Annotated in this window: 23 protein-coding genes and 1 pseudogene; 20 read left to right on the top strand and 4 right to left on the bottom strand. The window is 70.8% G+C overall.

The window, feature by feature from the left end; all coding sequences use genetic code 11:
* Positions 1 to 47: 47 nt before the first annotated feature.
* The gene (locus tag ACIPJI_RS18885; RefSeq protein WP_402247425.1) at positions 48 to 1,118 is read right to left on the bottom strand and encodes a helix-turn-helix domain-containing protein; all 1,071 of its coding nucleotides are present in this window, start codon (positions 1,116 to 1,118) and stop codon (positions 48 to 50) included.
* A 486-nt stretch (positions 1,119 to 1,604) separates the two neighbouring features.
* On the opposite strand from ACIPJI_RS18885, the pseudogene ACIPJI_RS18880 reads away from it, so the two are divergent.
* Both ACIPJI_RS18880 and ACIPJI_RS18875 read left to right on the top strand, forming a co-directional pair.
* Positions 1,605 to 1,760 (top strand): annotated as a pseudogene (locus ACIPJI_RS18880) (hydrolase); the annotation flags it as partial.
* Positions 1,761 to 1,923: 163 nt separating this feature from the next.
* Complete coding sequence (locus tag ACIPJI_RS18875; RefSeq protein ID WP_402247721.1) at positions 1,924 to 2,106, top strand: hypothetical protein; 183 nt, start codon at positions 1,924 to 1,926, stop codon at positions 2,104 to 2,106.
* Positions 2,107 to 2,122: 16 nt separating this feature from the next.
* Here ACIPJI_RS18875 and ACIPJI_RS18870 read toward each other — a convergent pair whose 3' ends face one another.
* Positions 2,123 to 2,878, bottom strand: coding sequence for a helix-turn-helix domain-containing protein (locus tag ACIPJI_RS18870; RefSeq protein WP_356621446.1), 756 nt, complete (start codon positions 2,876 to 2,878; stop codon positions 2,123 to 2,125).
* A gap of 221 nt (positions 2,879 to 3,099) precedes the next feature.
* Between ACIPJI_RS18870 and ACIPJI_RS18865 the strand changes: the two genes are divergently transcribed.
* From ACIPJI_RS18865 to ACIPJI_RS18855, 3 genes are read left to right on the top strand one after another with little or no spacing between them, the layout of a single operon-like run.
* The gene (locus ACIPJI_RS18865; protein ID WP_402247423.1) at positions 3,100 to 3,765 is read left to right on the top strand and encodes a DUF4097 family beta strand repeat-containing protein; all 666 of its coding nucleotides are present in this window, start codon (positions 3,100 to 3,102) and stop codon (positions 3,763 to 3,765) included.
* Between the two features lie 30 nt (positions 3,766 to 3,795).
* Complete coding sequence (locus ACIPJI_RS18860) at positions 3,796 to 4,764, top strand: ATP-binding cassette domain-containing protein (protein ID WP_402247422.1); 969 nt, start codon at positions 3,796 to 3,798, stop codon at positions 4,762 to 4,764.
* On the top strand, positions 4,761 to 5,549 hold the full coding sequence (locus ACIPJI_RS18855; RefSeq protein WP_402247420.1) for an ABC transporter permease: 789 nt from the start codon (positions 4,761 to 4,763) through the stop codon (positions 5,547 to 5,549). The genes ACIPJI_RS18860 and ACIPJI_RS18855 overlap by 4 nt, the downstream gene beginning before the upstream one ends.
* A gap of 477 nt (positions 5,550 to 6,026) precedes the next feature.
* On the opposite strand, the gene ACIPJI_RS18850 is transcribed toward ACIPJI_RS18855, so the two are convergent.
* Positions 6,027 to 6,920, bottom strand: a complete 894-nt coding sequence (locus ACIPJI_RS18850; protein ID WP_402247418.1) for an AraC family transcriptional regulator — start codon at positions 6,918 to 6,920, stop codon at positions 6,027 to 6,029.
* 49 nt (positions 6,921 to 6,969) lie between these two features.
* Here ACIPJI_RS18850 and ACIPJI_RS18845 point away from each other — a divergent pair, with 49 nt between their 5' ends.
* The 6 genes from ACIPJI_RS18845 to ACIPJI_RS18820 all read left to right on the top strand — a co-directional run bounded on the left by ACIPJI_RS18845 (position 6,970) and on the right by ACIPJI_RS18820 (position 11,866).
* On the top strand, positions 6,970 to 7,401 hold the full coding sequence (locus ACIPJI_RS18845; protein WP_307709212.1) for a DUF2000 domain-containing protein: 432 nt from the start codon (positions 6,970 to 6,972) through the stop codon (positions 7,399 to 7,401).
* A gap of 317 nt (positions 7,402 to 7,718) precedes the next feature.
* Positions 7,719 to 9,023 (top strand): 4-carboxymuconolactone decarboxylase, encoded by a 1,305-nt coding sequence (gene pcaC / locus ACIPJI_RS18840; RefSeq protein WP_402247416.1) that lies wholly within the window; start codon positions 7,719 to 7,721, stop codon positions 9,021 to 9,023.
* Positions 9,024 to 9,035: 12 nt separating this feature from the next.
* Positions 9,036 to 9,668, top strand: a complete 633-nt coding sequence (locus tag ACIPJI_RS18835) for an MBL fold metallo-hydrolase (protein WP_402247414.1) — start codon at positions 9,036 to 9,038, stop codon at positions 9,666 to 9,668.
* Positions 9,669 to 9,722: 54 nt separating this feature from the next.
* Positions 9,723 to 10,502 carry an exodeoxyribonuclease III gene (locus tag ACIPJI_RS18830; RefSeq protein WP_356621440.1) on the top strand — a complete coding sequence of 260 codons (780 nt, stop codon included), beginning with the start codon at positions 9,723 to 9,725 and terminating at the stop codon, positions 10,500 to 10,502.
* Between the two features lie 58 nt (positions 10,503 to 10,560).
* Positions 10,561 to 11,007 carry a DUF6278 family protein gene (locus tag ACIPJI_RS18825; protein WP_356621439.1) on the top strand — a complete coding sequence of 149 codons (447 nt, stop codon included), beginning with the start codon at positions 10,561 to 10,563 and terminating at the stop codon, positions 11,005 to 11,007.
* Between the two features lie 115 nt (positions 11,008 to 11,122).
* Positions 11,123 to 11,866, top strand: a complete 744-nt coding sequence (locus ACIPJI_RS18820) for an amino acid ABC transporter ATP-binding protein (protein WP_402247411.1) — start codon at positions 11,123 to 11,125, stop codon at positions 11,864 to 11,866.
* A gap of 224 nt (positions 11,867 to 12,090) precedes the next feature.
* Here ACIPJI_RS18820 and ACIPJI_RS18815 read toward each other — a convergent pair whose 3' ends face one another.
* The gene (locus ACIPJI_RS18815) at positions 12,091 to 13,701 is read right to left on the bottom strand and encodes a CocE/NonD family hydrolase (RefSeq protein WP_402247410.1); all 1,611 of its coding nucleotides are present in this window, start codon (positions 13,699 to 13,701) and stop codon (positions 12,091 to 12,093) included.
* A gap of 187 nt (positions 13,702 to 13,888) precedes the next feature.
* On the opposite strand from ACIPJI_RS18815, the gene ACIPJI_RS18810 reads away from it, so the two are divergent.
* The 9 genes from ACIPJI_RS18810 (at position 13,889) to hydA (ending at position 23,260) form a co-directional block, all read left to right on the top strand.
* Positions 13,889 to 14,632 (top strand): hypothetical protein, encoded by a 744-nt coding sequence (locus ACIPJI_RS18810; protein WP_402247408.1) that lies wholly within the window; start codon positions 13,889 to 13,891, stop codon positions 14,630 to 14,632.
* Between the two features lie 83 nt (positions 14,633 to 14,715).
* Complete coding sequence (gene ggt / locus ACIPJI_RS18805; RefSeq protein ID WP_402247406.1) at positions 14,716 to 16,527, top strand: gamma-glutamyltransferase; 1,812 nt, start codon at positions 14,716 to 14,718, stop codon at positions 16,525 to 16,527.
* A gap of 99 nt (positions 16,528 to 16,626) precedes the next feature.
* The gene (locus ACIPJI_RS18800) at positions 16,627 to 17,346 is read left to right on the top strand and encodes a glycoside hydrolase family 75 protein (protein ID WP_402247404.1); all 720 of its coding nucleotides are present in this window, start codon (positions 16,627 to 16,629) and stop codon (positions 17,344 to 17,346) included.
* An 87-nt stretch (positions 17,347 to 17,433) separates the two neighbouring features.
* The gene (locus tag ACIPJI_RS18795; protein WP_356621434.1) at positions 17,434 to 17,718 is read left to right on the top strand and encodes a helix-turn-helix transcriptional regulator; all 285 of its coding nucleotides are present in this window, start codon (positions 17,434 to 17,436) and stop codon (positions 17,716 to 17,718) included.
* A 30-nt stretch (positions 17,719 to 17,748) separates the two neighbouring features.
* Positions 17,749 to 18,129, top strand: a complete 381-nt coding sequence (locus tag ACIPJI_RS18790; RefSeq protein ID WP_307709221.1) for a PPOX class F420-dependent oxidoreductase — start codon at positions 17,749 to 17,751, stop codon at positions 18,127 to 18,129.
* 96 nt (positions 18,130 to 18,225) lie between these two features.
* Positions 18,226 to 19,539 (top strand): hypothetical protein, encoded by a 1,314-nt coding sequence (locus tag ACIPJI_RS18785; protein WP_356621433.1) that lies wholly within the window; start codon positions 18,226 to 18,228, stop codon positions 19,537 to 19,539.
* Between the two features lie 158 nt (positions 19,540 to 19,697).
* The gene (locus ACIPJI_RS18780) at positions 19,698 to 20,540 is read left to right on the top strand and encodes a nitrilase-related carbon-nitrogen hydrolase (RefSeq protein ID WP_307709223.1); all 843 of its coding nucleotides are present in this window, start codon (positions 19,698 to 19,700) and stop codon (positions 20,538 to 20,540) included.
* Positions 20,537 to 21,817, top strand: a complete 1,281-nt coding sequence (locus tag ACIPJI_RS18775; protein WP_402247400.1) for an aspartate aminotransferase family protein — start codon at positions 20,537 to 20,539, stop codon at positions 21,815 to 21,817. The genes ACIPJI_RS18780 and ACIPJI_RS18775 overlap by 4 nt, the downstream gene beginning before the upstream one ends.
* 39 nt (positions 21,818 to 21,856) lie before the next feature.
* Entirely contained in the window at positions 21,857 to 23,260 is a 1,404-nt protein-coding gene (gene hydA / locus ACIPJI_RS18770; RefSeq protein ID WP_356621431.1) for a dihydropyrimidinase, read from the top strand.
* Positions 23,261 to 23,266 lie beyond the last annotated feature (6 nt).

The following is a 23,266-nucleotide window of genomic DNA, read 5'->3' as shown; positions in this document are numbered from 1 at the left end:
CTTCCACCGCAGGCACTGGGCGGCCCGCACGGCTCTGAGCGGGGACCTTACCCGCTGGACGGCGCGAGTCCAGCCATTGGCCGGTCAGCACCGTGGACATCGGCGGCGGCCTTCGGGACGGTCCCGGGCGCCGAGGTGACCGCCGGGGACAGCCCGCCGTCGTCCTGGGCGGTGCGCAGGTTGCGCCATTCACGGGGGGAGACGCCGTAGGCGGCGCGGAAGGACCGGCTGAAGTGAGCGGGGTTGACGAAGCCCCACCGCTGGGCCACGGCGGACACGGTGGGAGCTGTCCTGCCGCGGCGGGCCAGTTCACGGCCGCACTCCTCCAGGCGCCGCTGCTGGATGAGCCGGCCGACGGTGGTCCCCTCACCCTCGAAGAGCCGGTGCAGGTACCGGACGGAGATCCGGTGCGTCCGGGCGATGCTCTCCGGCGACAGGTCGGGGTCGCCCAGGCTCCGGTTGATGTGGTCGCGGACGCGCAGCAGCAGGTGGCTGCGGGCGGTGTCCGCGTCCGTTCCGCCCGGGTGGGCCCGCTCGGCGATCAGGGTGGCGAACAGGTCGACGACATTGCCGGCCAGCCGGTTCGCGACGGCAGGCGGGTAGCCGTCGGCCGAGGAGGCCAGGGTGGCAAGGAACGGGAGCAGCATCGCGCCGAATCCGTCCCCGGTGCCGATGGCGTTGCCCGTGACCTGCCGGATGTCGCTGTCCGGCACGCCCAGCGTGCGGCGGGGCAGTTGGAAGACGTGCGTGGCGAACCGCTGCGGATAGTCGAAGGAGTACGGCCGGGTCGTGTCGTACACCACCAGGTCTCCCTCGCCCACCTCGGCCCGCCGGCCGTCCTGGATGAAGGTGGCCGTGCCGGATATCTGGACACCGACCGCCACCAGCGCCTCGGACGATCGGGCGATCAGTGCCGGGGTGCGGCTGACCCGCTCCGCGTCGGCCTCCATGGTGGAGACCTGGAGATACCCGAGGCGGTCGGTGGCGATCCGGCCGTCGAACGGGCCGTCGCCCCGCGGGGCGACCGTCATCGGCACCAGGGTCCTGCTCACCGCATCGTTCCAGTACGCGACCTTGTCCCGGTCCGGCACGGAGGCGGTCGTCAACACCAAGCTCAAGTTGCTCTCCGCTCAGGGGAAGTGACTCCGGGGCTGTAACGCACGGGAACAGGACGGACGGCTGCACCTCCCCGGAAGGCGGCGGCCGGCGCCCGGCAGGGCCGGACGGCTCGTCGTACGGGCAGCGACCTCGCTGGAGAGCAACCGGACCGCTTCGGCGAGGCCCGGGTTCCCGCCCGCACTGAGCAGCCAAGCAGCGGACCGCTTCGGTCTCCAGGCAGAAGCACGGGCAGAAATCGCGGGAGCGGACGGGCATGTCCGGTGCTGTGCAGTGCCGGAGCAGCACAGGGCCGTGAGGAAAGAAGCGACCGGCCCGCCGGACTGGCGTCGTTGATGTGACGTCAGGCCGCCGTATCCCGCCCCGACCGGTGCGCGGGAGAGTGGCCTGTCCGCCCCCCGGCCGGCGGCGGCCCGAGGCGTCGCCCCTCCACCCGCCCCGCGCTTTCCTGCGGGCGCCGTCACGCCCCTGCCAGAGAGGAACCCCTCATGGTCGACTCCGCCCAGGTGAAAGCTGCCCCCAGCCCCGACCTGCTCGCCCCGGACAACGCGGTCATGCTCTTCGTCGATCGCCAGCCGCAGACGTTCCTCGGCACCGGCAGCGGTGACCGCACCGCCGCCATCAACAGCACCGTCGGCCTGGCCGCGGGCCTCTGTCAGGCGATCCGCGCCTCCCGACACCTTGCCCGCGTTGACGTGCGCACAGACCGCGCCGGACGTTGTGGCCGGGCCGTCAAATCGGTCGTCCGGCCAGGACACCACCCGGACGTCCTCGGTGGCCGGGCCGTTCGCGACGTCCACCCCGTGCATGTCTGCGGCGGACCACGGACCGGTGCTGAACGGCCCTCCCGTCCCACTCGACGCGCTCATGCCCTTCGCCGACGGCCCTTGCGAGGAGACCGCCATGGACCACGATCCGGCCGAGCAGAGCCACAGCAACATCAGTGCTGTGGCGGTGAACCGAGCCTCCAGGGACGTCTCATCGCTGTGACGATCGAGACGGCCGTCTATGTGTGATCTGAACTCGGCGCGGTGGCGCCGCCCGGGGGTGTTGTGGTTTTCGCGTGGAGGATGTCGCGGGCCTGGTCCGCGGCGCGGGCGGTGCTCTCGGAGACGAAGTCGAGGAAGCGGGCGATGTTCTCGAGGCGGGCGCCGGCCGGGGTGTGGGGGCCGAGGATGCCGGCGCCCTGCCGTGTGGTCCGGACTATCTGGGCCATGGAGCGGGCGCTGGCCATCATCGACTGGTACATGATGTCGTCGTCGATCACATAGCGTTCGCGGCGGCGTTCGTCGCGCTCGCGACGGACCATGCCCTGGCTCTCGAGGAACGCGATCGCTTTGGAGACGGACGCCGGGCTGACGTCGAGGCGCTGGACGAGTTCGGACGCGGTGAGGCTGCCGGTGTCGGTGACACTGAGGGCGGCCATGACCCGGGACATCATCTTGGGCATGCCCGACTGCATCATGGCGGTGGTGAACGTCTCCTCGTACTCGCGCACTGCCTCGGCGTCGCGTCCGTGGGCCTGCGGGGGGGCCTCCGCTCCGCGGGGCGCTGCCTGTCTGCGGCGGTGGGTGCGGCGTTCGGTGGCGCGGTGGGCGAGGTCGGCGCGGTAGGTGGTGGGGCCGCCGTTGCGCATCACCTCACGTGTGATCGTCGACGTCGGACGGTCGAGGCGTCTGGCGATCTCCGCGTAGGCGAGGCCGTCGGCCAGCCCCAGCGCGATCTGCTGGCGTTCCTGCTGGGTGAGCCTGCCTCCCGGCATGTGCGATCTCCTTCGTGCTCCTAGGTGTCCCCAGCATAGCGTTCACCGCCAAATCATTGCAACGAATCGACGGCTGACGTTGCGTTACCTTCAGGGTCGTTGCAACGATTGTATGGCGCTCACCTGCATTAATGACATCGGATCGCAATGAGGCTGTTGCCGATATGGTGAATGCAACGTAGCTTTCTGGCATCGGAAACAACGAGCCCAAGGAGAGCACGATGCAGAAGTTCGACACCCCCGCCCCGGTCTCCGCCGTCCTCGACATCCCCGCCGGACGGATCCGGTTCATCGCCGCCGACCGCGCCGACACCACCGTCGAGGTCCTGCCGGCCGACCCCTCCAAGAGCCGCGACGTCCGGACCGCCGAGCAGACCACCGTCGCCTATGCCGACGGCGTCCTGCGGATCCACACGCCCGAGCCCAAGAACCAGCTCTTCGGCCCCTCCGGAGCCCTGGAGGTCACCGTCCAACTGCCCGCCGGCTCACGCGTCGAGGCCAAGACCGCCAGCTCCGAGCTCCGCGGCGTCGGCCGCCTCGGCGACGTCACCTTCGAAGGCGCGTACCGCCAGATCAAGATCGACGAGGCCGCGAGCATCCACCTCACCGCGATTGACGGCGACGTCGAGGTCGGTCGGCTGGGCGGCCCTGCGGAGATCAGCACCGCAAGGGGTGACATCCGGATCGCCGAGGCCGTGCGCGGCACGGTCGTGCTGCGTACCCAGTCCGGCGACATTTCGGTCACCGCCGCCCCCGGAGTCTCCGCCTCCCTGGATGCCGGCACCACCTACGGCCGCATCAGCAACACCCTCAAGAACGACGGCACCGCGGATCTCGACATCCGCGCCACCACCTCCCACGGCGACATCACCGCCCGCAGCCTCTGACCGCCCGCAGTCTCTGAAGGAGAACCTCTCATGACCAACTTGGCCATCGCGGCGAACGGGCTGCGCAAGTCCTACGGTGACAAGGCCGTGCTCGACGGCGTCGATCTGGCTGTCCCCGAAGGAACGGTCTTCTCCCTGCTCGGCCCGAACGGCGCCGGCAAGACCACCGCCGTCAAGATCCTGTCCACCCTCATCTCCCCCGACCCCGCCTCCGGCGAGATCCGCGTCGGCGGCCACGACCTCGCCACCGACCCCCAGGCCATCCGTGCCAAGATCGGCGTCACCGGTCAGTTCTCCGCCGTCGACGGCCTGATCACCGGTGAGGAGAACATGCTCCTCATGGCGGACCTGCACCACCTGCCCAAGCGGGAGGGCCGGCGGGTCGCGGCCGAACTGCTGGAACGCTTCGACCTGGTCGACGCCGCGAAGAGGCCCGCCTCCACCTACTCCGGCGGCATGAAGCGCCGCCTCGACATTGCCATGACCCTCGTCGGCGACCCGCGGATCATCTTCCTCGACGAGCCCACCACCGGCCTCGACCCCCGCAGCCGCCACAACATGTGGCAGATCATCCGCGAACTCGTCACGGGCGGCGTCACCGTCTTCCTCACCACCCAGTACCTCGAGGAGGCCGACCAACTCGCCGACCGCATCGCGGTACTGAACGACGGGAAGATCGCCGCCCACGGCACCGCCGAGGAGCTCAAGCGGCTCATCCCCGGCGGCCACGTCCGCATCCGATTCTCCGACCCCTCCGCCTACCGGAGTGCCGCCTCCGCTCTGCGCGAGGTCGCCCGGGACGACGAGTCGCTGGCGCTGCAGATCCCCAGCGACGGCACCCAGCGCGAACTGCGCTCCATCCTCGACCGGCTGCACTCCGCCGGCATCGAGGCCGACGAACTGACCGTGCACACCCCTGACCTCGACGACGTGTTCTTCGCCCTGACGGGCTCCAAGGTGCCCACCCAGCCGAACCAGCCGAAGGAGGCTGTCCGATGAGCTCCCTCTCCCTCGCCGTACGCGACACCCACACCATGCTGCGCCGCAACCTCCTGCACGCGCGCCGCTATCCGTCCCTCACCCTGAACCTCCTGCTCACACCGGTCATGCTGCTGCTGCTCTTCGTCTACATCTTCGGCGACACCATGAGTGCGGGCATCGGCGGCGGCGCCGACCGCTCCGCATACATCGCCTACCTCGTGCCGGGCATCCTGATGATGACCATCGGCGGCACCACCATCGGCACCGCGGTCTCCGTCTCCACCGACATGAACGAGGGCATCATCGCCCGCTTCCGCACGATGGCGATCCACCGCGGATCGGTCCTCATCGGACACGTCATCGGCAGCGTGACGCAGTGCGTGATGAGCGTGGTCCTCGTCGGCGCCGTCGCCGCGGCCATCGGCTTCCGCTCCACCGACGCCACCGCCCTGGAATGGCTCGCCGCGTTCGCCCTGCTCACCCTGTTCGCCCTGGCACTCACGTGGATCGCGGTCGGCATGGGCCTGATCAGCCCGAACGCCGAGGCCGCCGGTAACAACGCCATGCCGCTGATCTTCCTGCCACTCATCTCCAGCACGTTCGTCCCCATCGACGCGATGCCGGGCTGGTTCCAGCCGATCGCCGAGTACCAGCCCTTCACCCCCGCCATCGAAACCCTCCGCGGACTGCTCCTCGGCACCGAGATCGGCCACAACGGATGGCTCGCCCTCGCCTGGTGCCTGGCCCTGACCGTGCTCGGCTACCTCTGGTCGGCCTCCAAGTTCAACAGCGACCCGAAGTAACCGCCATGACAGTGCGGGCCACCTCCCGCAACTCGCCCCGCCCCAGGGCGGCGTACACCGACACCACGTCGGAGTACGCCGCCCCGTTCATGTGCAGGGTGGTCTCGGCGGCCAGGGGGTGGACATGGTCCTCGCCGCGGCCAAGGACTGAGCCACCGCACGGGCCGTCCGTGACGTGCTCACAGCCATCAGTTCGCCGACGAGGTCGGGCTGGTCTGCTTCGGGGTGGGCGAGCACCACATGCGCGCCATGCCGCCCTCGCCTCCGGCCGTATCCCTCGTGTGACGACACACAACCGGCGCGGCGACAGCAGCTTCGGCATCTGACCGACCGGATCGACGCGACCGTCCGTGCCCGCTGGGAGCCACAGGTCCGCAAGCGGCGCCGCCGACAGGCAGCTTCACCGAGGCGGCGACTTCGAGCGAGGCGTCGGCCCGCTCCGCCCCGTCGGCCTGCGCTGCGGTGGGGGCGTCGGTGTCAGCCGGCGGAGAACCGCTCATGAGCCGCCGACGCTCCCGGGAGTGGAGAACGGGGACCGGAGGCCGGGTCACGTGTCACGGCGGTCGGGCGGCCGGTCACGTGGGCGAAGCGCCCGGGTGTCGTGCCTACCAGGCGTTTGAAGTGGCGGTTCAGGTGCGACTGGTCGTAGAAACCGGCCGCGAGGGCCACCTCGGTCGGGGGCCGGCCGTCCAGCAGCAGCCGCCTCGCCCGGTCGACCCGGCGGGCCATCAGGTATTGGTGCGGGGCGATGCCGAACGCGCCGCTGAACGCCCGTATCAGGTGCGCGGGATGGGCGTGCAGCAGCCTCGCCGCCTCGTCCAGGGTCACCCCGTCCAGCAGCCGTTCGTCGAGGAGCTCCCGCAGACCGTGGGCCACGCCGCGCGCGGACGGCTGCGTCCCTGGGCCGGACTCGAGCCGCGGCCGCAGGTGCGTGCGCAGCCTTTCACGAATGAGGGCGAGCCGGCTCTGGGCCTCCAGCTCGTCGCCCCGCTCCGCCAGCGCGCTGTGCAACTGCCCCACACGGCGTCGCAGGAGCGCGTCGACCAGATCGGGCCCGTCCACCGCCGGCCCGATGAAGCTCTCGTCCAGCTGACTCAGGTCCAGATACAGGACTCGTTTGCGGAAGCCGTCCGCGGTCGCCGGTGAGCCGTTGTGCGGCACCTGCGGCGGGAGCAGGGACACCGTGTCGTTCGGGGTGCCGCGCTCATGCCGGGCCAGGTCGTAGCGGACCACGCCGTCGTCGACGATCAGCAGCGTCCACACGTCGTGGACGTGCATCGGGTACGTGTGCTCGGTGAAGTGTGCGTGGAAGACCTCCACCACACCCGGGATCTGCGGTCGCCACGCGGAGACCTGCTGCCTGGCCACCATGCAAGGAATGTACAAGACGGCGCGGAGGTGCCATCGGCAGTCTCGGAGCATGACGAACGACCACGCTCCCGTACGCTTCGACACCAAGATCGCCGTACTGCTCCGCCAGGACCTCGCGACCTGGCAGCGGCTCAACGTGACCGCGTTCCTGGTCAGCGGCCTCGGCTCGGAGCACCCCGAGGTGATCGGCGAACCGTACGCCGACGCCGACGACACCCCGTACCTGCCGATGCTCCGGCAGCCCGTCCTCGTCTTCGAGGGGACGAAGGAGACGCTCACCGCGGCGCACAGCCGTGCCGTCTCCCGCGCGCTGTCCTGCTCGGTGTTCACCTCCGAACTCTTCGCCACCGGCCACGACCGCGACAACCGCGCCGCCGTCCGGGCAGTGCCCAAAGACCAGTTGGACGTCGTGGGCATCTCCGTCTACGGACCGCGCAACGCGGTCGACAAGGTGCTCAAGGGCGCCCGGATGCACCCCTGACGCCCGGTGGACGACCGAGAGGCCCGCCGCCTGCTCGACGGCCGGCACCTGTGCGTCCGGGCAACGGGCTCTTGGACGAGTACGGCCTTCGCAGGGTCCGCTTGTACGATGCCCGGGCGTCGTGCTCGGCCTGGCTCGCGGACAGCGGTGTCCCGGAGCTCGTCCTTCCCGGTGGGTGGGGCATGTCCTGCCCGGTGGGTGGGTCACGCCGACGTCACGACGACAGATGAGTGGTACGTGAAGCCGGACGTGGAAGACCTTCGCCCGGCGGCGGAAGCCTGGGGAGGTGCGCGAGCGTCCTCCCCCCGCCGGGGACAATGGTGAGGTGTGGGAGCGTGAGCAGGGTGAGTAAGACGACGACTGAAACCCTGCAATACCGCGTCGACGGGCCGGAAGACGCACCGATCCTGGTCCTGGGACCGTCTCTCGGTACCACCTGGCACATGTGGGACCGGCAGATCGCCGAGCTCTCCGAGCGGTGGCGGGTGATCCGGTACGACCTGCCCGGCCACGGTGGCGCGCCCGCGTATCCCGCCGCGTCCGTCGGCGACCTCGCGGAGCGGCTGCTCGCCACCCTGGACCAGCTCGGCGTGCAGAGGTTCGGCTACGCCGGCTGCTCGGTCGGCGGCGCGGTGGGCATCGAGCTGGCGCTGCGCCACCCGCAGCGCGTGGCGACGCTGGCGCTCGTCGCGGCGTCCCCCCGGTTCGGCACCGCGGACGAGTTCCGTCAGCGCGGTGTCGTCGTCCGCACCAACGGGCTCGACCCGATCGCCCGCAGCGCGCCGGAGCGTTGGTTCACCCCCGCGTTCGCCGCCGCCCAGCCGGCGATCGTCGAGTGGGCCGTCCAGATGGTCCGCACCACCGACCCCGGCTGCTACATCGCCGCCTGCGAGGCTCTGGCCGCGTTCGACGTGCGCGCAGGCCTCGGCCGTGTCCAGGTCCCCACCCTCGTCGTGGTCGGCTCCGAGGACCAGGTCACCGGGCCCGCGGAGGCCCGCACCCTGGTCGCCGGGATACCGGACGCCCGGCTCGCGCTCGTCCCCGGCGCCTCCCACCTGGCGCCGGTCGAGCAGCCCGCCGCCGTCACGGATCTGCTCGCCCACCACTTCGCCACCGCCTGGCACGACACTCTCGCAGCCTTCCCGGCCCCGTCGGCTCCCGTGACCTCGCCGCCCGTCGCGCCGGTCGCCGAGATCGCGCCCGCCGCCACGGAGCAGCCGCAGGCCACCGGGCCGGGCAGGGCCGACCCGTACCAGGCGGGGATGAAGGTGCGCCGTGAGGTGCTCGGCGACGCGCACGTCGACGGCGTGCTGGCCGACGGCGACGACTTCACCGGCGACTTCCAGGAGCTGATCACCCGCTTCGCCTGGGGCGAGGTGTGGACCCGCGAGGGTCTGGACAGACGCATGCGCAGCTGTGTGACGCTGACCGCGCTGGTCGCCGGGGGGCATCTGGACGAGCTGGCCTCGCACACCAGGGCCGCGCTGCGCAACGGACTGACCCCCTCGGAGATCAGGGAGATCCTGATCCACACGGCCGTCTACTGCGGCGTCCCCGCGGCGAACTCCGCTTTCCGCGTGGCGCAGGCGGTGATACAGGAGGAGACGACGCCGCGGGCATAGCAGGATGGTGGCATGAGGCTCACCAAGCGCATCCACGCCTGCGTCCAGTTGGAGAAGGACGGGCGGCGTCTGGTCATCGACCCCGGCGGCTTCAGCGAGCAGGACGCCGCTGTGGGGGCCGATGTCCTGCTGGTCACCCACGAGCACCCCGACCACTTCGACGAGGGCAGACTGCGGGCGGCGCTCGAGGCGGACCCGTCCACCCGGTTGTGGACCCTGCGCAGCGTCGCCGAGCGGCTGTCCGCCGCCTTTCCCGGGCGTGTGAGCACGGTGGGGCACGGAGACACCTTCACCGCGGCGGGCTTCGACGTCCAGGTGCACGGCGAGCTGCACGCGGTGATCCATCCGGACATCCCGCGGATCACCAATGTCGGCTATCTGGTGGACGGCTCCGTCTTCCACCCCGGCGACGCGCTCACCGTCCCCGGCCGGCCGGTGGACACGCTGATGCTGCCGGTGCACGCCCCGTGGAACAAGATCTCGGAGGTCATCGACTACGTCCGTGAGGTGGCACCGCGCCGGGCCGTCGATGTCCACGACGCCCTGCTCACGGACCTCGCCCGGCCCATCTACGACCGGCAGATCGGCGGGCTCGGCGGCGCCGGGCACGAGCGCCTGGCCGTCGGGCAGACGCTGGAGCTGTGAGGGTCCCGCGGCGGGGCCGGACGACTGTCACACCCCGCCGTTAGGCTTTGGGGCATGCGCATCGCCACGTGGAACGTCAACTCGATCACCGCCCGGCTGCCCCGGCTGCTGTCCTGGCTGGAGAGCAGCGGCACGGACGTGCTGTGCCTCCAGGAGACCAAGTGCACCGAGGAGCAGTTCCCCGCCGCGGAGCTGCGTGAGCTCGGCTACGAGTCCGCGGTCAACGCCTCCGGCAGGTGGAACGGCGTGGCGGTGATCTCCCGGGTGGGCCTCGACGACGTCGTGCGCGGGCTGCCCGGCGCCCCGGACTACGAGGGCGTGCAGGAGCCGAGGGCGATCTCCGCGACCTGCGGCCCCGCCCGCGTCTGGTCGGTCTATGTGCCCAACGGCCGCGAGGTCGCCCATGACCACTACGGCTACAAGCTGCGCTGGCTGGAGGCGTTGTCCGTCGCGGTGACCGAGGACGCCGCCGCCGGTCGTGCGTTCGCCGTCCTCGGCGACTTCAACATCGCCCCGACCGACGACGACGTGTGGGACCCGTCCTTCTTCGAAGGCATGACGCATGTGACGCCGCCCGAGCGCGCTGCCCTCGAGGCACTGCGCAAGCGCGGACTGGCCGATGTGGTGCCGCGCCCGCTGAAGTACGAGCACCCCTTCACGTACTGGGACTACCGCCAGCTCTGCTTCCCCAAGAACCGCGGCATGCGCATCGACCTGGTCTACGGCAACGAGCCCTTCACCACGGCGGTCAAGGACAGCTTCGTCGACCGCGAGGAGCGCAAGGGCAAGGGTGCCTCCGACCACGCACCGGTCGTTGTCGATCTCGACATCTGACGTTGGTTGACGCGCGCCCTGTGGTGCGTTCGGGTGCAGGGATGCGAGGCTTTGCGGTATGAACATCCCCTTCTTGGATCACTGGCTGGGACGCCACGGCGAACGTGACAAGGGCGATGCGGCCGCCGCCGGGCACGACCCGGAGCGCGCGGCGGCCATTACCGAGCTGCTGTCGGAGTGCGAACTGCTGCGTTCCAGAGCGGCCCAGGCCGGGCTCGAACTGGATGACTCCCCGGGCTCCTTGACCGCGCTGGACCAGCTCCCGCCGCGCTGGCGCGACGATCCGGAGGAGCTCCCCTGGCTGGGGAACGACGCGGGGCTCTATCTCGGCACGGTGATCGTGCGCACCGTGCCCGGGGCGGCCTGGCACATCTGGCCGGGCGGCCATCCGGTGGTGCAGCTCGCCTCCGGACGGGAGATCGGTGTGGTCGAGGCCGGTGTGGAGTGGGCGTTCAACGGGGCTCCCGAGCTTTCGCAGGTGTACGCGGAGGCGTCGGAGGCCTAGATTCCGTATTAGTACGGCTTTTGATCCGCCTGTGCGTGTCGGTTGCGAACCCCCTTGGCGGGCCGGTTAGTTTGCGCTGGCCACGACACACAGCTGAGAGTGGGTAGAGCAGCGTATGGCCGTCGATCCGTTGATCGAGCTGCGCGAGGTCAACAAGCACTTCGGGCAGTTGCACGTACTCCAGGACATCCACCTCACCGTCGGCCGTGGGGAGGTGGTGGTGGTCATCGGTCCGTCGGGCTCGGGGAAGTCGACGCTGTGCCGGGTCATCAACCGGCTGGAGACCGTCGAATCGGGCGACATCCTGATCGACGGACAACCCCTCCCGGCGGAGGGACGCGAGCTCGCGAAGCTCCGGGCGGACGTCGGCATGGTCTTCCAGTCGTTCAACCTCTTCGCGCACAAGACCGTGCTGGCCAATGTCTCGCTCGGTCCGGTCAAGGCCCGCGGCCGCAAGAGGGACGAGGCGGACCGCCGCTCCCGTGAACTGCTCGATCGGGTCGGGCTCGCCGACCAGGCGGACAAGTACCCGGCCCAGCTCTCCGGCGGCCAGCAGCAGCGCGTGGCCATCGCTCGCGCGCTCGCCATGGACCCCAAGGTCATGCTCTTCGACGAACCGACCTCGGCCCTCGACCCGGAGATGATCAACGAGGTGCTGGAGGTGATGCAGCAGCTCGCCGCCGAGGGGATGACCATGGTGGTCGTCACCCACGAGATGGGCTTCGCCCGCTCCGCCGCGAACCGCGTCGTCTTCATGGCCGATGGCCGCATCCTCGAGGACCGCTCCCCGGACGACTTCTTCACGCGTCCGGAGACCGACCGCGCCAAGGACTTCCTCTCCAAGATCCTCAAGCACTGATGGGGCCGCCGGCGCCGATGGGGCCGTTCACGGACCACAGGGAACACCGGGTCCGGGCCCGCCCGCACGGCGGAAGATGCCGCGTGCGGGCGGGCTCGACCGGGAACGCCGCTGCCGAAGGCTCCCCGAGCCCCCTTGCGGGCGCGAGCGGGCCGGCGCAGTGGCGCATGGAGCACCACTCGGCCCCTGCTTGAGTGAGGGGCCCAGCCGGCAGCGGCCGGTGATCACTTCTGGCGCAGCGGGACCGAGAGGTACGACGGGTCGGCCGCGGGCGAGGAGAAGGTCAGCTGCGCGCCGGTCGGGTTGTGCTCGATGTAGAGCGGGTCGACGGTGTCGACGACCACGGCGAGACGGTGGCCGGCCGGTACGTCGTAGGCGGTGGAGTACAACTCCAGGTCGACGGCGAACGGCTGACCCGGCGTCCTGCCGTGGAACGTGTACGGCGCGCTTGCGACCAGCTTGCCGAGGCCGAGCGGGCCCACGTCGTAGAGGTACGCGACGAGGGTGCCGCTCTCCTTGGTGCTCGTGACCGTGGTGTGCAGCTTCGCGGTGCCGCGCACCCGCTGCTCCGTCCAGTACCGCTCGGACTGCCACACCGCTGCGAAGGAGCGCGGCAGCAGCGGGATCGACGCCATCGGCGGCAGCTGGGCGAACTGGTCGAGCATGCTGGAGAGGAAGATGAGCCCGCCGTTCGCCCCGGAGTCGACGCCCGTGCGGATGCTCTGCGCCTCGCCGAGTGCGATCTTCTTCCGGTCCGCGCCCACCGACTTCCAGTCGGGGTACGTCTCCACCGCGCCGCCCGTGCGGGTCCGTATCAGTACGGGTTGCTCGCGGTCCACACCGTTGTCGACGCCCTTGAGGTGGTGGTCCAGCCATCGGTGGGCGCTCGTCCAGGTGTCGTTGGGCAGCCCGAGCAGGCCGGTGCCCTCGGCGGTGGCGTGGTCGCCGGGGCGGAACTCCAGGCGCTTGGGGCCGCTGAGCCGCTCGTAGAAGTCGGCGTACTGGTTGGGCGGGAAGAGCGAGTCGCCCCACGCGTTGCCGAGCATGATCGCGGCGCCGTTGGCGTTGATCTCGTCGAGGTATGTGGCGGGGGAGCGCTTGCGCCCCCACTCGATCATCTCCTGTTCCTTGGTCAGGTCGGAGGTCAGGAAGGCGGTCATGATCTCCTGGAGCTCGGCGCTGGGGCGGCCCGTCAGATGGCCGGCGCCGCTGAGGAGGGCCGCGGCCTGCAGATGCTGCGTGCGGCCGCTGTAGATGGAGTCGATGAGGTCCGCCCAGCCGCTGAGCGCGGCAACCGCCTTGATGCGCTTGTCCTTCGCGGAGGCGAGCAGACTGATGCCGGCGCCGTAGGAGACGCCCGCCATGCCCACCCGCTCCGGGTCGGCCGGTGTGTTGGCCAGCGCCCAGTCGATCACCTTGGACGCGTCGGCGATGTCGGGCGGTCCGGCCGTCTCGATCTCGCCGCCGGACTGCCAGAAGCCGCGGGAGTTGTAACTCACCACCACATAGCCGGAGTCGGCGAGCTTCTTCGCCTGGGCGAGGTACTCGATCTGCGGCATCGCCCAGCTGGTGGGCAGCACGACGACGGGATACGTCTGCCGGCCGTCGGCGCCGGCGGGTGTGACGACATTGGCCTTCAGCACGATCCCGCCGTCGCCCTCGATGTCGACGAAGCGGACGTCGGGGGAGGCGGTGGCGGCGCTGTTGTGCGGGGTCGCGGCCGGGGCGGCGGCCGGGAGGGCGGCGGGAGCCGCGGCGGTGGCGGAACCGGCGAGCAGCGCGGCCGAGACCGTACCGATGGCGGTGGTGCGCAGAGCCTTGCGAGGAAGTCCCACAGGTCACTCCTGACTCATCTGTCCCAACGAAGTGACCCGACGGTAAGGTCGCGGAGCTACCTGAGGTAACTCCCCGGTAAGTTACGCCACCGTAACAATTATTGGACGTCGTGTCAGCGAGATACGCGGCAGTCGCCGAAGGCACCGGCTCGAACAGGCGTCTGCGGCACCGCTAACATGCGCGCCCATGACTGACGACGTACGCAACATCGTGCTCGGTGTGGTGGCCGCGGGAATCAGTGCCGCGATCGGCTGGCTCGCCCGCACCTACCTCTGGCGCCGCCGGCTGCGGCGCAAGCAGGGCTTCTTCGGCCTGCCCGGGAACTCGGAGTCCCTGCTCGTCGTCAACCGCGAGGCGGGCCGGGACGGCTCGGTGCACCGCTTCGACGTCTTCGCGCTGCTGGAACTTTCCGCGCTCATCAAGGACTGCGGGGCGAACGCGCAGATCGTCTGGCACGACACGGCGCAGCAGGGTTTCGGCGAGCGCACGGAGTTCTGTGTGGGTGGGCCGGTCTCGAACCGTCGTACGGCAGCCCATCTGCACTCCATGCTGCCCGGGGTGAAGGTGAACACCGATCCCGAACCGGGGCCGGACCAGGGCGCGTTCCAGATCGGCTCCGAGCGTTACCGCATGGAGCCCGGCGCGACCGAGTACGTGCTGCTGGCGCGGCTGACCGCAGGTGAGGACGCCCGGCCCGTGTTCCTGTTCTGCGGGCAGCGAGCCGTCACCAACCAGGCGGCCACCCGCTATCTGGCCCGGCACCACGAGAAGCTCGCCCGTAAGCACGGCAACGGTTCCTTCTGCCTGCTGCTCAAGGTGGTCAACTCGCAGGCGTACGGCCCCGATGTGGTCGAGCTGGTCGCCGATGTGACGAGGGCGGCCCGGACCGCGGTGCCGCAGGCGCGCAGTTCGCACCGGGCGGCCGGCTGAGCCGGCGACGCGCCCGCGGGCACCCGGGACTCCCGCGCCGGGAACCGTTACGCTGCGCCGACACCGGCTGACTGGAGGTACGAATGCGTCGCTCCACCGCACGGAAAGTGTCGGTCGTGGCCCTTGCCGCGGCCGTCGTCTCGATCGGCGCCGCATCCCCGCCCACGCCCCGCACCGCCCCTCCCACGGCACCACCCGCCAAGACCCCCGTGGCCGTCGGCCACGGCGGGGCGGTGGCGAGCGTCGACGCCGACGCGTCGGCGGCGGGTATCGAGGTGCTCCGCAACGGCGGCAACGCCGTTGACGCGGCGGTGGCGACCGCCGCGGCGCTCGGCGTGACGGAGCCGTACTCCGCCGGCATCGGCGGCGGTGGCTACTTCGTCCACTACGACGCCAGGACCCGTACGGTGCACACCGTCGACGGCCGGGAGACCGCCCCGCGTTCGGCCGACGCCTCGCTCTTCCTCGAGAACGGCACGCCCGTACCGTTCGCGGAGGCCGTGACCAGCGGCCTCGGTGTCGGCACGCCCGGCACCCCCGCCACCTGGGACACCGCCCTCGAAGCGTGGGGCAGCCGGCCGCTGGGCGAGCTGCTGAAGCCCGCGGAGCGCCTGGCGGAGCACGGGTTCACCGTCGACGACACCTTCCGTGCGCAGACCGCGGCCAACGAGGAGCGCTTCCGGGACTTCCCCGCCTCCGCCGAGCTGTTCCTGCCCGACGGGCGTCTTCCGGTCGTCGGATCGGTCATCAGGAACCCCGATCTGGCCCGCACCTACGAGGAACTCGGCAGAAAGGGGGCCGGCGCGCTCTACAAGGGCGCCCTCGCCAGGGACATCGTCGACACCGTGCGCAACCCGCCCGTCGACGAGGACGCCACCCGGGTGGTCCGGCCCGGAGACCTGACGAAGCACGACCTGCGCGCGTACGAGACGGTGCGCCGCGAACCGGCGAAGGTGTCGTACCGGGGCCTCAACGTCTACGGCATGCCCCCGTCCTCCTCGGGCGGCACCAGCGTCGGCGAGGCGCTCAACATCCTGGAGCGCACCGACCTGTCGGACGTCTCCGAGGAGCGGTATCTGCACCGGTTCATCGAGGCGAGCCGCATCGTGTTCGCGGACCGGGGGCGGTGGGTCGGCGACCCGGCGTTCGAGGACGTGCCGACCGCCGGTCTGCTGTCCCAGCGCTTCGCCGACTCGAGGGAATGTCTGATCAAGGACGACGCGGTGCTCACCAGTCCGCTGGCGCCGGGCGACCCGCGCCGGCCGGAGCGCTGCGGGACGGCGGGAGCGGCGGCCCCGACGACGTACGAGGGCGAGAACACCACCCATCTGACGACCGCCGACAAATGGGGCAACGTCGTCGCCTACACGCTCACCATCGAGCAGACCGGCGGCAGCGGCATCACCGTCCCCGGGCGCGGGTTCCTGCTCAACAACGAGCTGACCGACTTCTCCTTCCGGCCGGCCGACCCCGCGGTCCACGACCCGAACCTGCCCGGCCCCGGCAAGCGGCCGCGTTCGTCCATGTCGCCCACGATCGTGCTCGACCACCACGGCCGTCCCGTGCTGGCCCTCGGCTCACCGGGCGGCGCGACCATCATCACGACGGTCCTTCAGACCCTGACGGGCCATCTGGACCGCGGACTGCCGCTGGTGGAAGCGATCGCCGCGCCCCGGGCCAGCCAGCGCAACCAGCCGACGACCGAGCTGGAACCGGCCCTGTGGAACAGCCCCTTGAGGCAGCGTCTCGAGGCGATCGGGCACAGGTTCCGGCTGAACCAGGAGATCGGGGCCGCCACGGGCGTCCAACGGCTGCCGGACGGCCGGTGGCTCGCGGCGGCGGAGAAGCAACGGCGCGGCGGCGGTTCCGCGATGGTGGTCCGCCCGTCCCGCTGACGAAACCACGGGACACCCCATCGGTAACCCGTCCGGCGGTGCGGCTGTGGCTGTTCGCGCATCTACGGGTAGGGAGCCTTTCGACCAGAAAGGCTCCCTGTGCGCATTCGAAACACCGCTCTCACGGTGGCAGTCGGTTCGGTCCTGCTCGGAACGGCGGCGCTCCCGGCGGTCGCTCAGCCCGGCCCCGTGCCGCCGCCGCCCTCGCCCGGCCACTACCGCTCGGCATCAGCGGCGGGTGTCGACGCGGCAGCGCTGCTGGCCGAGGTGGAGCACTGCACCCGGGTCTCCAAGGGCGGCTACAGTGCCGACCGGGGCGGGGCGGCGAACATTCCCGTCTGCGAGCACGACGGGGCTGTCTTCTGGCAGGCGGACATGGACATCGACTGCGACGGTCGGCGCAGCACGCGGTGCAACAGCCGTACCGATCCCTCGTTCCACCCGAGCACGGCCTTCACCGGCTCGGACGGGAAGTATCTCGACGCGGCGGAGTTGCCGTTCGTCGTCGTGCCTGCCCCCAGCCCGGTCTGGAACTACTGGGCGTCGGGTGTCCGAGGCGGTTCCGCCGCCGCGATCGTCCACGACGGCAAGGTCGTGTACGGGGTGGTCGGCGACACCGGGCCGAGCGGGATCATCGGCGAGGCGTCCTATGCGGCGGCGGAGGCGCTCGGGATCGACCCGGACCCGGCGACGGGCGGCGTTGCCTCCGGAGTCACCTACATCGTCTTCAAGGACTCGAAGGTCTCGCCGATCGAGAGCCGTGCCGCGGCGGAGGAACTGGGCGAGGAGCTGGCCCGGCGGTTCGTCGGTGAAGGCTGACGGTTCCGCCGGGCCGACAAGACCGGCGCCCGGTCCGGAGCGGTATTTCTATACCGGGATATGAATACCGGCAGTAGAATGCGGGGCATGGTGCGCACCCCTCTCACCGCCGAAGAGCGCGAACGCGGCGAACGGCTCGGCCGGCTTCTCCGCCAGGCGCGCGGCGACCGCAGCATGGTCGAGGTGGCCGCCGTCGCGGGCATCTCCCCGGAGACACTGCGCAAGATCGAGACAGGGCGGGCCCCCACCCCGGCGTTCTTCACCGTCGCCGCGCTGGCCGTGGCGCTCGGCCTGTCCATGGACGAACTCGCCGTCCATTGTGCCCCGCCGCCCGTGCCGGTGCAGGCGCCCGTGCCGGTACCGGCGGCCTGAGCCTGCGGCAGGGGGCGTAGTCTCGCGGGCGTGAGTGCCGAGATGTTCGCCAGCGCCAGGTACGTCAGTGTCACCACGTTCCGTAAGAACGGGACCGGAGTGGCCACACCCGTGTGGTTCGCGGTGGACGGCGGTGAGTTGTTCCTCTGGACCCGCACGGACTCGTGGAAGGTCAAGCGCCTGCGTAACGACAGCCGGGTCGTCGTCACCGTCTGCGACGTGCGGGGCAAGATCGAGGAGGGCGCGCCCACCGCGGAGGGCACCGCCCGGCTCCTGGACGGGGCCGAACTGGGCGTGGTCCGCCGGCTCCTGTCACGGAAATACACCTGGCAGTTCTGGGCCGTCGACTGGCCGGCGATGATCGTGCGACTGGGCAAGCGCCCGCACACCGGTATCGCGGTCACGTTCTGAAAAGGTGCCGTAGCAGCCCTGTAACACCCCTGCGGTCGAATGCCTGCGGTGTCCTCGGAGCGGAGGGCTCCATTCGGCAGTGGGGCAGGGGCGGCGATGACGGTGCATCAACTCCCGGCGGAAATCGGGATGTTCGCGCGGTACTTCGGGGAGCTGGTGGATCGGCTCGACCCGGCCGGAGGCTGGTACGCGATATTCCTGCGGCGTGACCCGGAGGGCATGCGGGCCTGTCTGGACGGCAGCGAGATCCCGCCCTGGGACGTGGTCGAGTCCCTGCTGCACGACCTGCCGGAGCGGTACGCCGCGGAGTCCGCGCGGGCGGCCGGACTGCACGCGGCGGCCGCAGCCGCGCACGACCGGCTGCCGGGCGGTCGCGAAAGGCTGGAGGAACGGGTCGAGTTCATGCGCCGAGAGCGTCTGCGCGCACAGGGACGGGCCGAGGAACTGCTCCGGCTGCTGCCCGGGTGCGCGCAGGGCTCGGCGGAGGCGGAACGCCTCACCCATGAACTGGCGTGGACCAGGGACGACCACACCAGGGCCGTGCGCCGCCTCGCGGAACTGGACTCCCGCCTGGCCCACTTCGTCCCGCGCGGTCCCGGGCCCGCATACGATCCGGCGCACCGGCCCGCGGAGTCCGACGGCGCGGGAACGCGGACCGAGGAGCGGCAGCCGCCCGAGGCCCCGCAGGGCGACGGGAAGAGGCGGGGCGCGGGCAAGAAGCGCCGTCCTCGCGGCGGGGCCCGGTTCGCCGGCATGGAGGACGCGGGGGACGACGCCGTCGCCGTGCCCCTGCTGCCGGTCGCGGGTGACGTGCCGCGCGGCGCCCGCTACGGCGGCGTCGCGGCCGAAGCCGTCCCCGAGGCGCCGCCTGTGCCGGAGGGTGCGTACCGCGCCGCCAGGGACACCGTCGCCGCGCTCGGCCGGCTCCGCGCCGAGGGCCGCGGCGGCGAGGCGCACGCCCTGATCTGCGAGGCCGCCGCACGGCCCGCGGCCTGGCTGCCGGCGCTCGCCGACGAGCTGAACCGCTCCGGGCCGGCGGCGGACTGGGCCACCCTGCTCTGGGAGGTGGCGTCCCAGCCGGCCCTGCGGCTCGCCGCCGCCGCGGAGGCGCTCGTCGCGGCGGGCCGGGTCGACGACGGCGAGCAGTTGCTGCGCCAGGGGGTCTTCCGCTCCGCCGACGAGATCGCGGACGCCGTCCTCACGCTCGAGGAGGCGGGCACGCCGCACCGCGCCCGTACCCTGCTGGCCGCGTTCGTGCAGGTCCGCACCGCCGCGGACTCCGCGGCCTGCGTGGCACGGGACCCTGGCCGGCTGGTGCCGATGCTTCTCGACGCCGCCCGGGACGTCTCACCGGCCAGGGAGCGGGACGTCGTCCACGCGCTGCGCGTGGCCGGACACATCCGCGGCTGAAAGTGATCGATGTCGACCGCTCGGGTACGAAACAAGATCGACTCAGCGGGTTCACGACGATGGTCTTGCCCCCGAGTGTGACGCGGCTTACGTTCTCCTCCTACGCACTGTGTCTACGTGCGTAGAAGCTCTCGGACGTCCTGTCGAAGGAGCAGCTCATGGCCACTGTCGTACGCGCCGCACTCGTCCAGGCCACCTGGACCGGCGACACCGAATCCATGATCGCCAAACATGAGGAACACGCCCGGGAGGCGGCCCGGCAGGGCGCCAAGGTCATCGGCTTCCAAGAGGTCTTCAACGCCCCCTACTTCTGCCAGGTCCAGGACCCCGAGCACTACCGCTGGGCGGAGCCGGTCCCGGACGGTCCGACGGTCCGGCGGATGCAGGAACTCGCCCGCGAGACCGGCATGGTGATCGTCGTCCCGGTCTTCGAGGTCGAGGGCGCGGGCTTCTACTACAACACCGCCGCCGTGATCGACGCCGACGGCAGCTACCTGGGCAAGTACCGCAAGCACCACATCCCCCAGGTCAAGGGCTTCTGGGAGAAGTACTACTTCAGGCCCGGCAACGCCGGCTGGCCCGTGTTCGACACCGCGGTCGGCAAGGTCGGCGTCTACATCTGCTACGACCGCCACTTCCCGGAGGGCTGGCGGCAACTGGGGCTTGCCGGCGCCCAGTTGGTGTACAACCCGTCCGCCACGCACCGTGGACTGTCCTCCCACCTGTGGCAGCTGGAGCAGCCCGCCGCCGCCGTCGCCAACGAGTACTTCGTCGCCGCCATCAACCGCGTCGGCATCGAGGAGTACGGCGACAACGACTTCTACGGCACCAGCTACTTCGTCGACCCGCGCGGCCAGTTCGTCGGCGACGTCGCCAGCGACAAGGAGGAGGAGCTCGTCGTACGGGACCTCGACTTCGACCTGATCGAGGCGGTGCGGCAGCAGTGGGCGTTCTACCGCGACCGCCGGCCCGACGCGTACGAGGGGCTGGTGCAGCCGTGACGGACCTCTACGAGCGGCACCGTGCCGTCATCCCCGACTGGGTGGCGCTCTACTACAAGCAGCCGATCGAGATCACCCACGGCGAGGGACGCCACGTGTGGGACGCGGACGGCAACCGCTACCTGGACTTCTTCGGCGGCATCCTCACCACCATGACCGCGCACGCACTGCCAGAGGTCACCAAGGCGGTGAGCGAGCAGGCCGGCCGGCTCATCCACTCCTCCACCCTCTACCTCAACCGCCCCATGGTGGAGCTCGCCGAACGGATCGCCGCGCTCTCCGGCATCCCGGACGCCCGCGTCTTCTTCACCACCTCCGGCACGGAGGCCAACGACACCGCTCTGCTGCTGGCGACCGGCCACCGCCGCTCCAACCAGATCCTGGCGATGCGCAACAGCTACCACGGCCGGTCGTTCTCCGCGGTCTCCATCACCGGCAACCACGCCTGGTCGCCGACCAGCCTCTCGCCGCTCCAGACGCTGTACGTGCACGGGGGCGTCCGCAGCCGCGGCCCCTTCGCCCACCTCTCCGACGCGCAGTTCATCGAGGCGTGCGTCGCCGACCTCGAGGACCTCCTCGGACACACCCACGACGTGGCCGCGCTGATCGCGGAGCCGGTGCAGGGCGTCGGCGGCTTCACCTCACCGCCCGACGGTCTGTACGCCGCCTTCCGCGAGGTCCTGGACCGGCACGGCATCCTGTGGATCTCCGACGAGGTGCAGACCGGCTGGGGCCGCACCGGCGAGCACTTCTGGGGTTGGCAGGCCCACGGCCGGAGCGGTCCGCCCGACATCCTCACCTTCGCCAAGGGCATCGGCAACGGCATGTCCGTGGGCGGCGTCGTCGCCCGCGCCGAGATCATGAACTGCCTCGACGCGAACTCCATCTCCACCTTCGGAGGCAGCCCCGTCACCATGGCCGCCGGCGTCGCCAACCTCTCGTACCTCCTGGAGCACGACCTCCAGGGCAACGCCCGCCGGGTCGGCGGCATGCTGATCGAACGGCTGCGCGGCATCGCGGCGAGCGTGCCCGCGGTGCGGGAGGTACGGGGCCGGGGACTCATGATCGGCATCGAGCTGGTCAGGCCGGGCACCGACGAGGCGGACCCGCAGGCGGCGGCGACCGTCCTCGAGGCCGCCCGCGAGGGCGGCCTGCTGATCGGCAAGGGCGGCGGCCACAACACCAGCGTCCTGCGCATCGCCCCGCCGCTCTCCCTGACCGTCGCGGAAGCGGAAGAGGGTGCCCTCGTCCTTGAACGGGCCCTGCGCCGCCTGTAGTTGCCACGCGACCGCCGCCACTTCCCACGCGAGGAGACCATGAGCAACCGCACTCTGATCCGCGGCGGACTCGTCGTGACCGCCGCCGACGAGATGCACGCCGACGTGCTCGTCGAGGACGGCCGCATCGCCGCGCTCGCCGCGCACAACTCGCCCGTCTCGAAGACGTGGACGGCCGCCCGCACCATCGACGCGACCAGCAAGTACGTCCTGCCGGGCGGCGTCGACGCCCACACCCATATGGAGCTGCCGTTCGGCGGGACCTTCGCCTCCGACACGTTCGAGACGGGCACCCGCGCCGCCGCCTGGGGCGGCACGACCACCATCATCGACTTCGCGGTGCAGTCGGTGGGGCGGGCGCTGCGGGAGGGCCTCGACGCCTGGTACGCCAAGGCCGACGGCAACTGCGCCGTCGACTACGGCTTCCACATGATCCTCTCCGACGTCAACGAGCAGTCGCTCAAGGAGATGGACCTGCTGGTGGAGGAGGGCATCACCTCCTTCAAACTCTTCATGGCCTACCCCGGCGTCTTCTACAGCGACGACGGCCAGATCCTGCGCGCGATGCAGCGCTCCGCCGTCAACGGCGGCCTGATCATGATGCACGCGGAGAACGGCATCGCCATCGACGTGCTGGTCGAGCAGGCGCTCGCCGAGGGCCGCACCGATCCGCGGTACCACGGCGAGGTCCGCAAGGTCCTGCTGGAGGCCGAGGCCACCCACCGGGCCATCCAGCTCGCCCGCGTCGCCGGCGCCCCGCTGTACGTGGTGCACGTCTCCGCGGAGGAGGCCGTGGCGGAGCTCGCCGCGGCCCGCGACAAGGGACTGCCCGTCTTCGGCGAGACCTGCCCGCAGTACCTGTTCCTGTCCACCGACAACCTCGCCGAGCCGGACTTCGAGGGCGCCAAGTACGTCTGCTCCACACCGCTCAGGCCGCGCGAGCACCAGGCGGCACTGTGGCGGGGCCTGCGGACCAACGACCTCCAGGTGGTCTCCACCGACCACTGCCCCTTCTGCTTCACCGGGCAGAAGGAACTCGGCCGCGGTGACTTCTCCAAGATCCCCAACGGTCTCCCGGGCGTGGAGAACCGCATGGACCTCCTCCACCAGGCCGTCGTCGACGGGCACATCAGCCGCCGCCGCTGGATCGAGATCGCCTGCGCCACCCCGGCCAGGATGTTCGGCCTCTACCCGAAGAAGGGCACCATCGCCCCTGGTGCCGACGCCGACATCGTCATCTACGACCCGCACGCCGAACAGACCCTGTCCGTCCGGACGCACCACATGAACGTCGACTACTCGGCGTACGAGGGAAAGCGGATCACCGGCCAGGTGGAGACCGTGCTGTCCCGGGGCGAAGTGGTCATCGACGGGCGGACGTTCACCGGCCGCGCCGGCCACGGCGTGTACACCCCCCGCTCCACCTGCCAGTACCTGAACTAGGAGGCC

It is taken from the genome of Streptomyces sp. NPDC086835, from assembly GCF_044745705.1.
Taxonomy (GTDB): Bacteria; Actinomycetota; Actinomycetes; order Streptomycetales; family Streptomycetaceae; genus Streptomyces.
Note: the sequence above shows the minus strand (reverse complement) of the source record. Positions and strands in the feature narration are given on the sequence as shown.

What these genes read in the sequence shown, in the direction of transcription:
- ACIPJI_RS18875 (WP_402247721.1), top strand. Translation starts at nt 1,924, where the DNA reads ATGTCTGCGGCGGACCACGGACCGGTGCTGAACGGCCCTCCCGTCCCA.
- ACIPJI_RS18870 (WP_356621446.1), bottom strand. Translation starts at nt 2,878, where the DNA reads ATGCCGGGAGGCAGGCTCACCCAGCAGGAACGCCAGCAGATCGCGCTG.
- ACIPJI_RS18865 (WP_402247423.1), top strand. Translation starts at nt 3,100, where the DNA reads ATGCAGAAGTTCGACACCCCCGCCCCGGTCTCCGCCGTCCTCGACATC.
- ACIPJI_RS18860 (WP_402247422.1), top strand. Translation starts at nt 3,796, where the DNA reads ATGACCAACTTGGCCATCGCGGCGAACGGGCTGCGCAAGTCCTACGGT.
- ACIPJI_RS18855 (WP_402247420.1), top strand. Translation starts at nt 4,761, where the DNA reads ATGAGCTCCCTCTCCCTCGCCGTACGCGACACCCACACCATGCTGCGC.
- ACIPJI_RS18850 (WP_402247418.1), bottom strand. Translation starts at nt 6,920, where the DNA reads ATGGTGGCCAGGCAGCAGGTCTCCGCGTGGCGACCGCAGATCCCGGGT.
- ACIPJI_RS18845 (WP_307709212.1), top strand. Translation starts at nt 6,970, where the DNA reads ATGACGAACGACCACGCTCCCGTACGCTTCGACACCAAGATCGCCGTA.
- pcaC (WP_402247416.1), top strand. Translation starts at nt 7,719, where the DNA reads ATGGTGAGGTGTGGGAGCGTGAGCAGGGTGAGTAAGACGACGACTGAA.
- ACIPJI_RS18835 (WP_402247414.1), top strand. Translation starts at nt 9,036, where the DNA reads ATGAGGCTCACCAAGCGCATCCACGCCTGCGTCCAGTTGGAGAAGGAC.
- ACIPJI_RS18830 (WP_356621440.1), top strand. Translation starts at nt 9,723, where the DNA reads ATGCGCATCGCCACGTGGAACGTCAACTCGATCACCGCCCGGCTGCCC.
- ACIPJI_RS18825 (WP_356621439.1), top strand. Translation starts at nt 10,561, where the DNA reads ATGAACATCCCCTTCTTGGATCACTGGCTGGGACGCCACGGCGAACGT.
- ACIPJI_RS18820 (WP_402247411.1), top strand. Translation starts at nt 11,123, where the DNA reads ATGGCCGTCGATCCGTTGATCGAGCTGCGCGAGGTCAACAAGCACTTC.
- ACIPJI_RS18810 (WP_402247408.1), top strand. Translation starts at nt 13,889, where the DNA reads ATGACTGACGACGTACGCAACATCGTGCTCGGTGTGGTGGCCGCGGGA.
- ggt (WP_402247406.1), top strand. Translation starts at nt 14,716, where the DNA reads ATGCGTCGCTCCACCGCACGGAAAGTGTCGGTCGTGGCCCTTGCCGCG.
- ACIPJI_RS18795 (WP_356621434.1), top strand. Translation starts at nt 17,434, where the DNA reads ATGGTGCGCACCCCTCTCACCGCCGAAGAGCGCGAACGCGGCGAACGG.
- ACIPJI_RS18785 (WP_356621433.1), top strand. Translation starts at nt 18,226, where the DNA reads ATGACGGTGCATCAACTCCCGGCGGAAATCGGGATGTTCGCGCGGTAC.
- ACIPJI_RS18780 (WP_307709223.1), top strand. Translation starts at nt 19,698, where the DNA reads ATGGCCACTGTCGTACGCGCCGCACTCGTCCAGGCCACCTGGACCGGC.
- hydA (WP_356621431.1), top strand. Translation starts at nt 21,857, where the DNA reads ATGAGCAACCGCACTCTGATCCGCGGCGGACTCGTCGTGACCGCCGCC.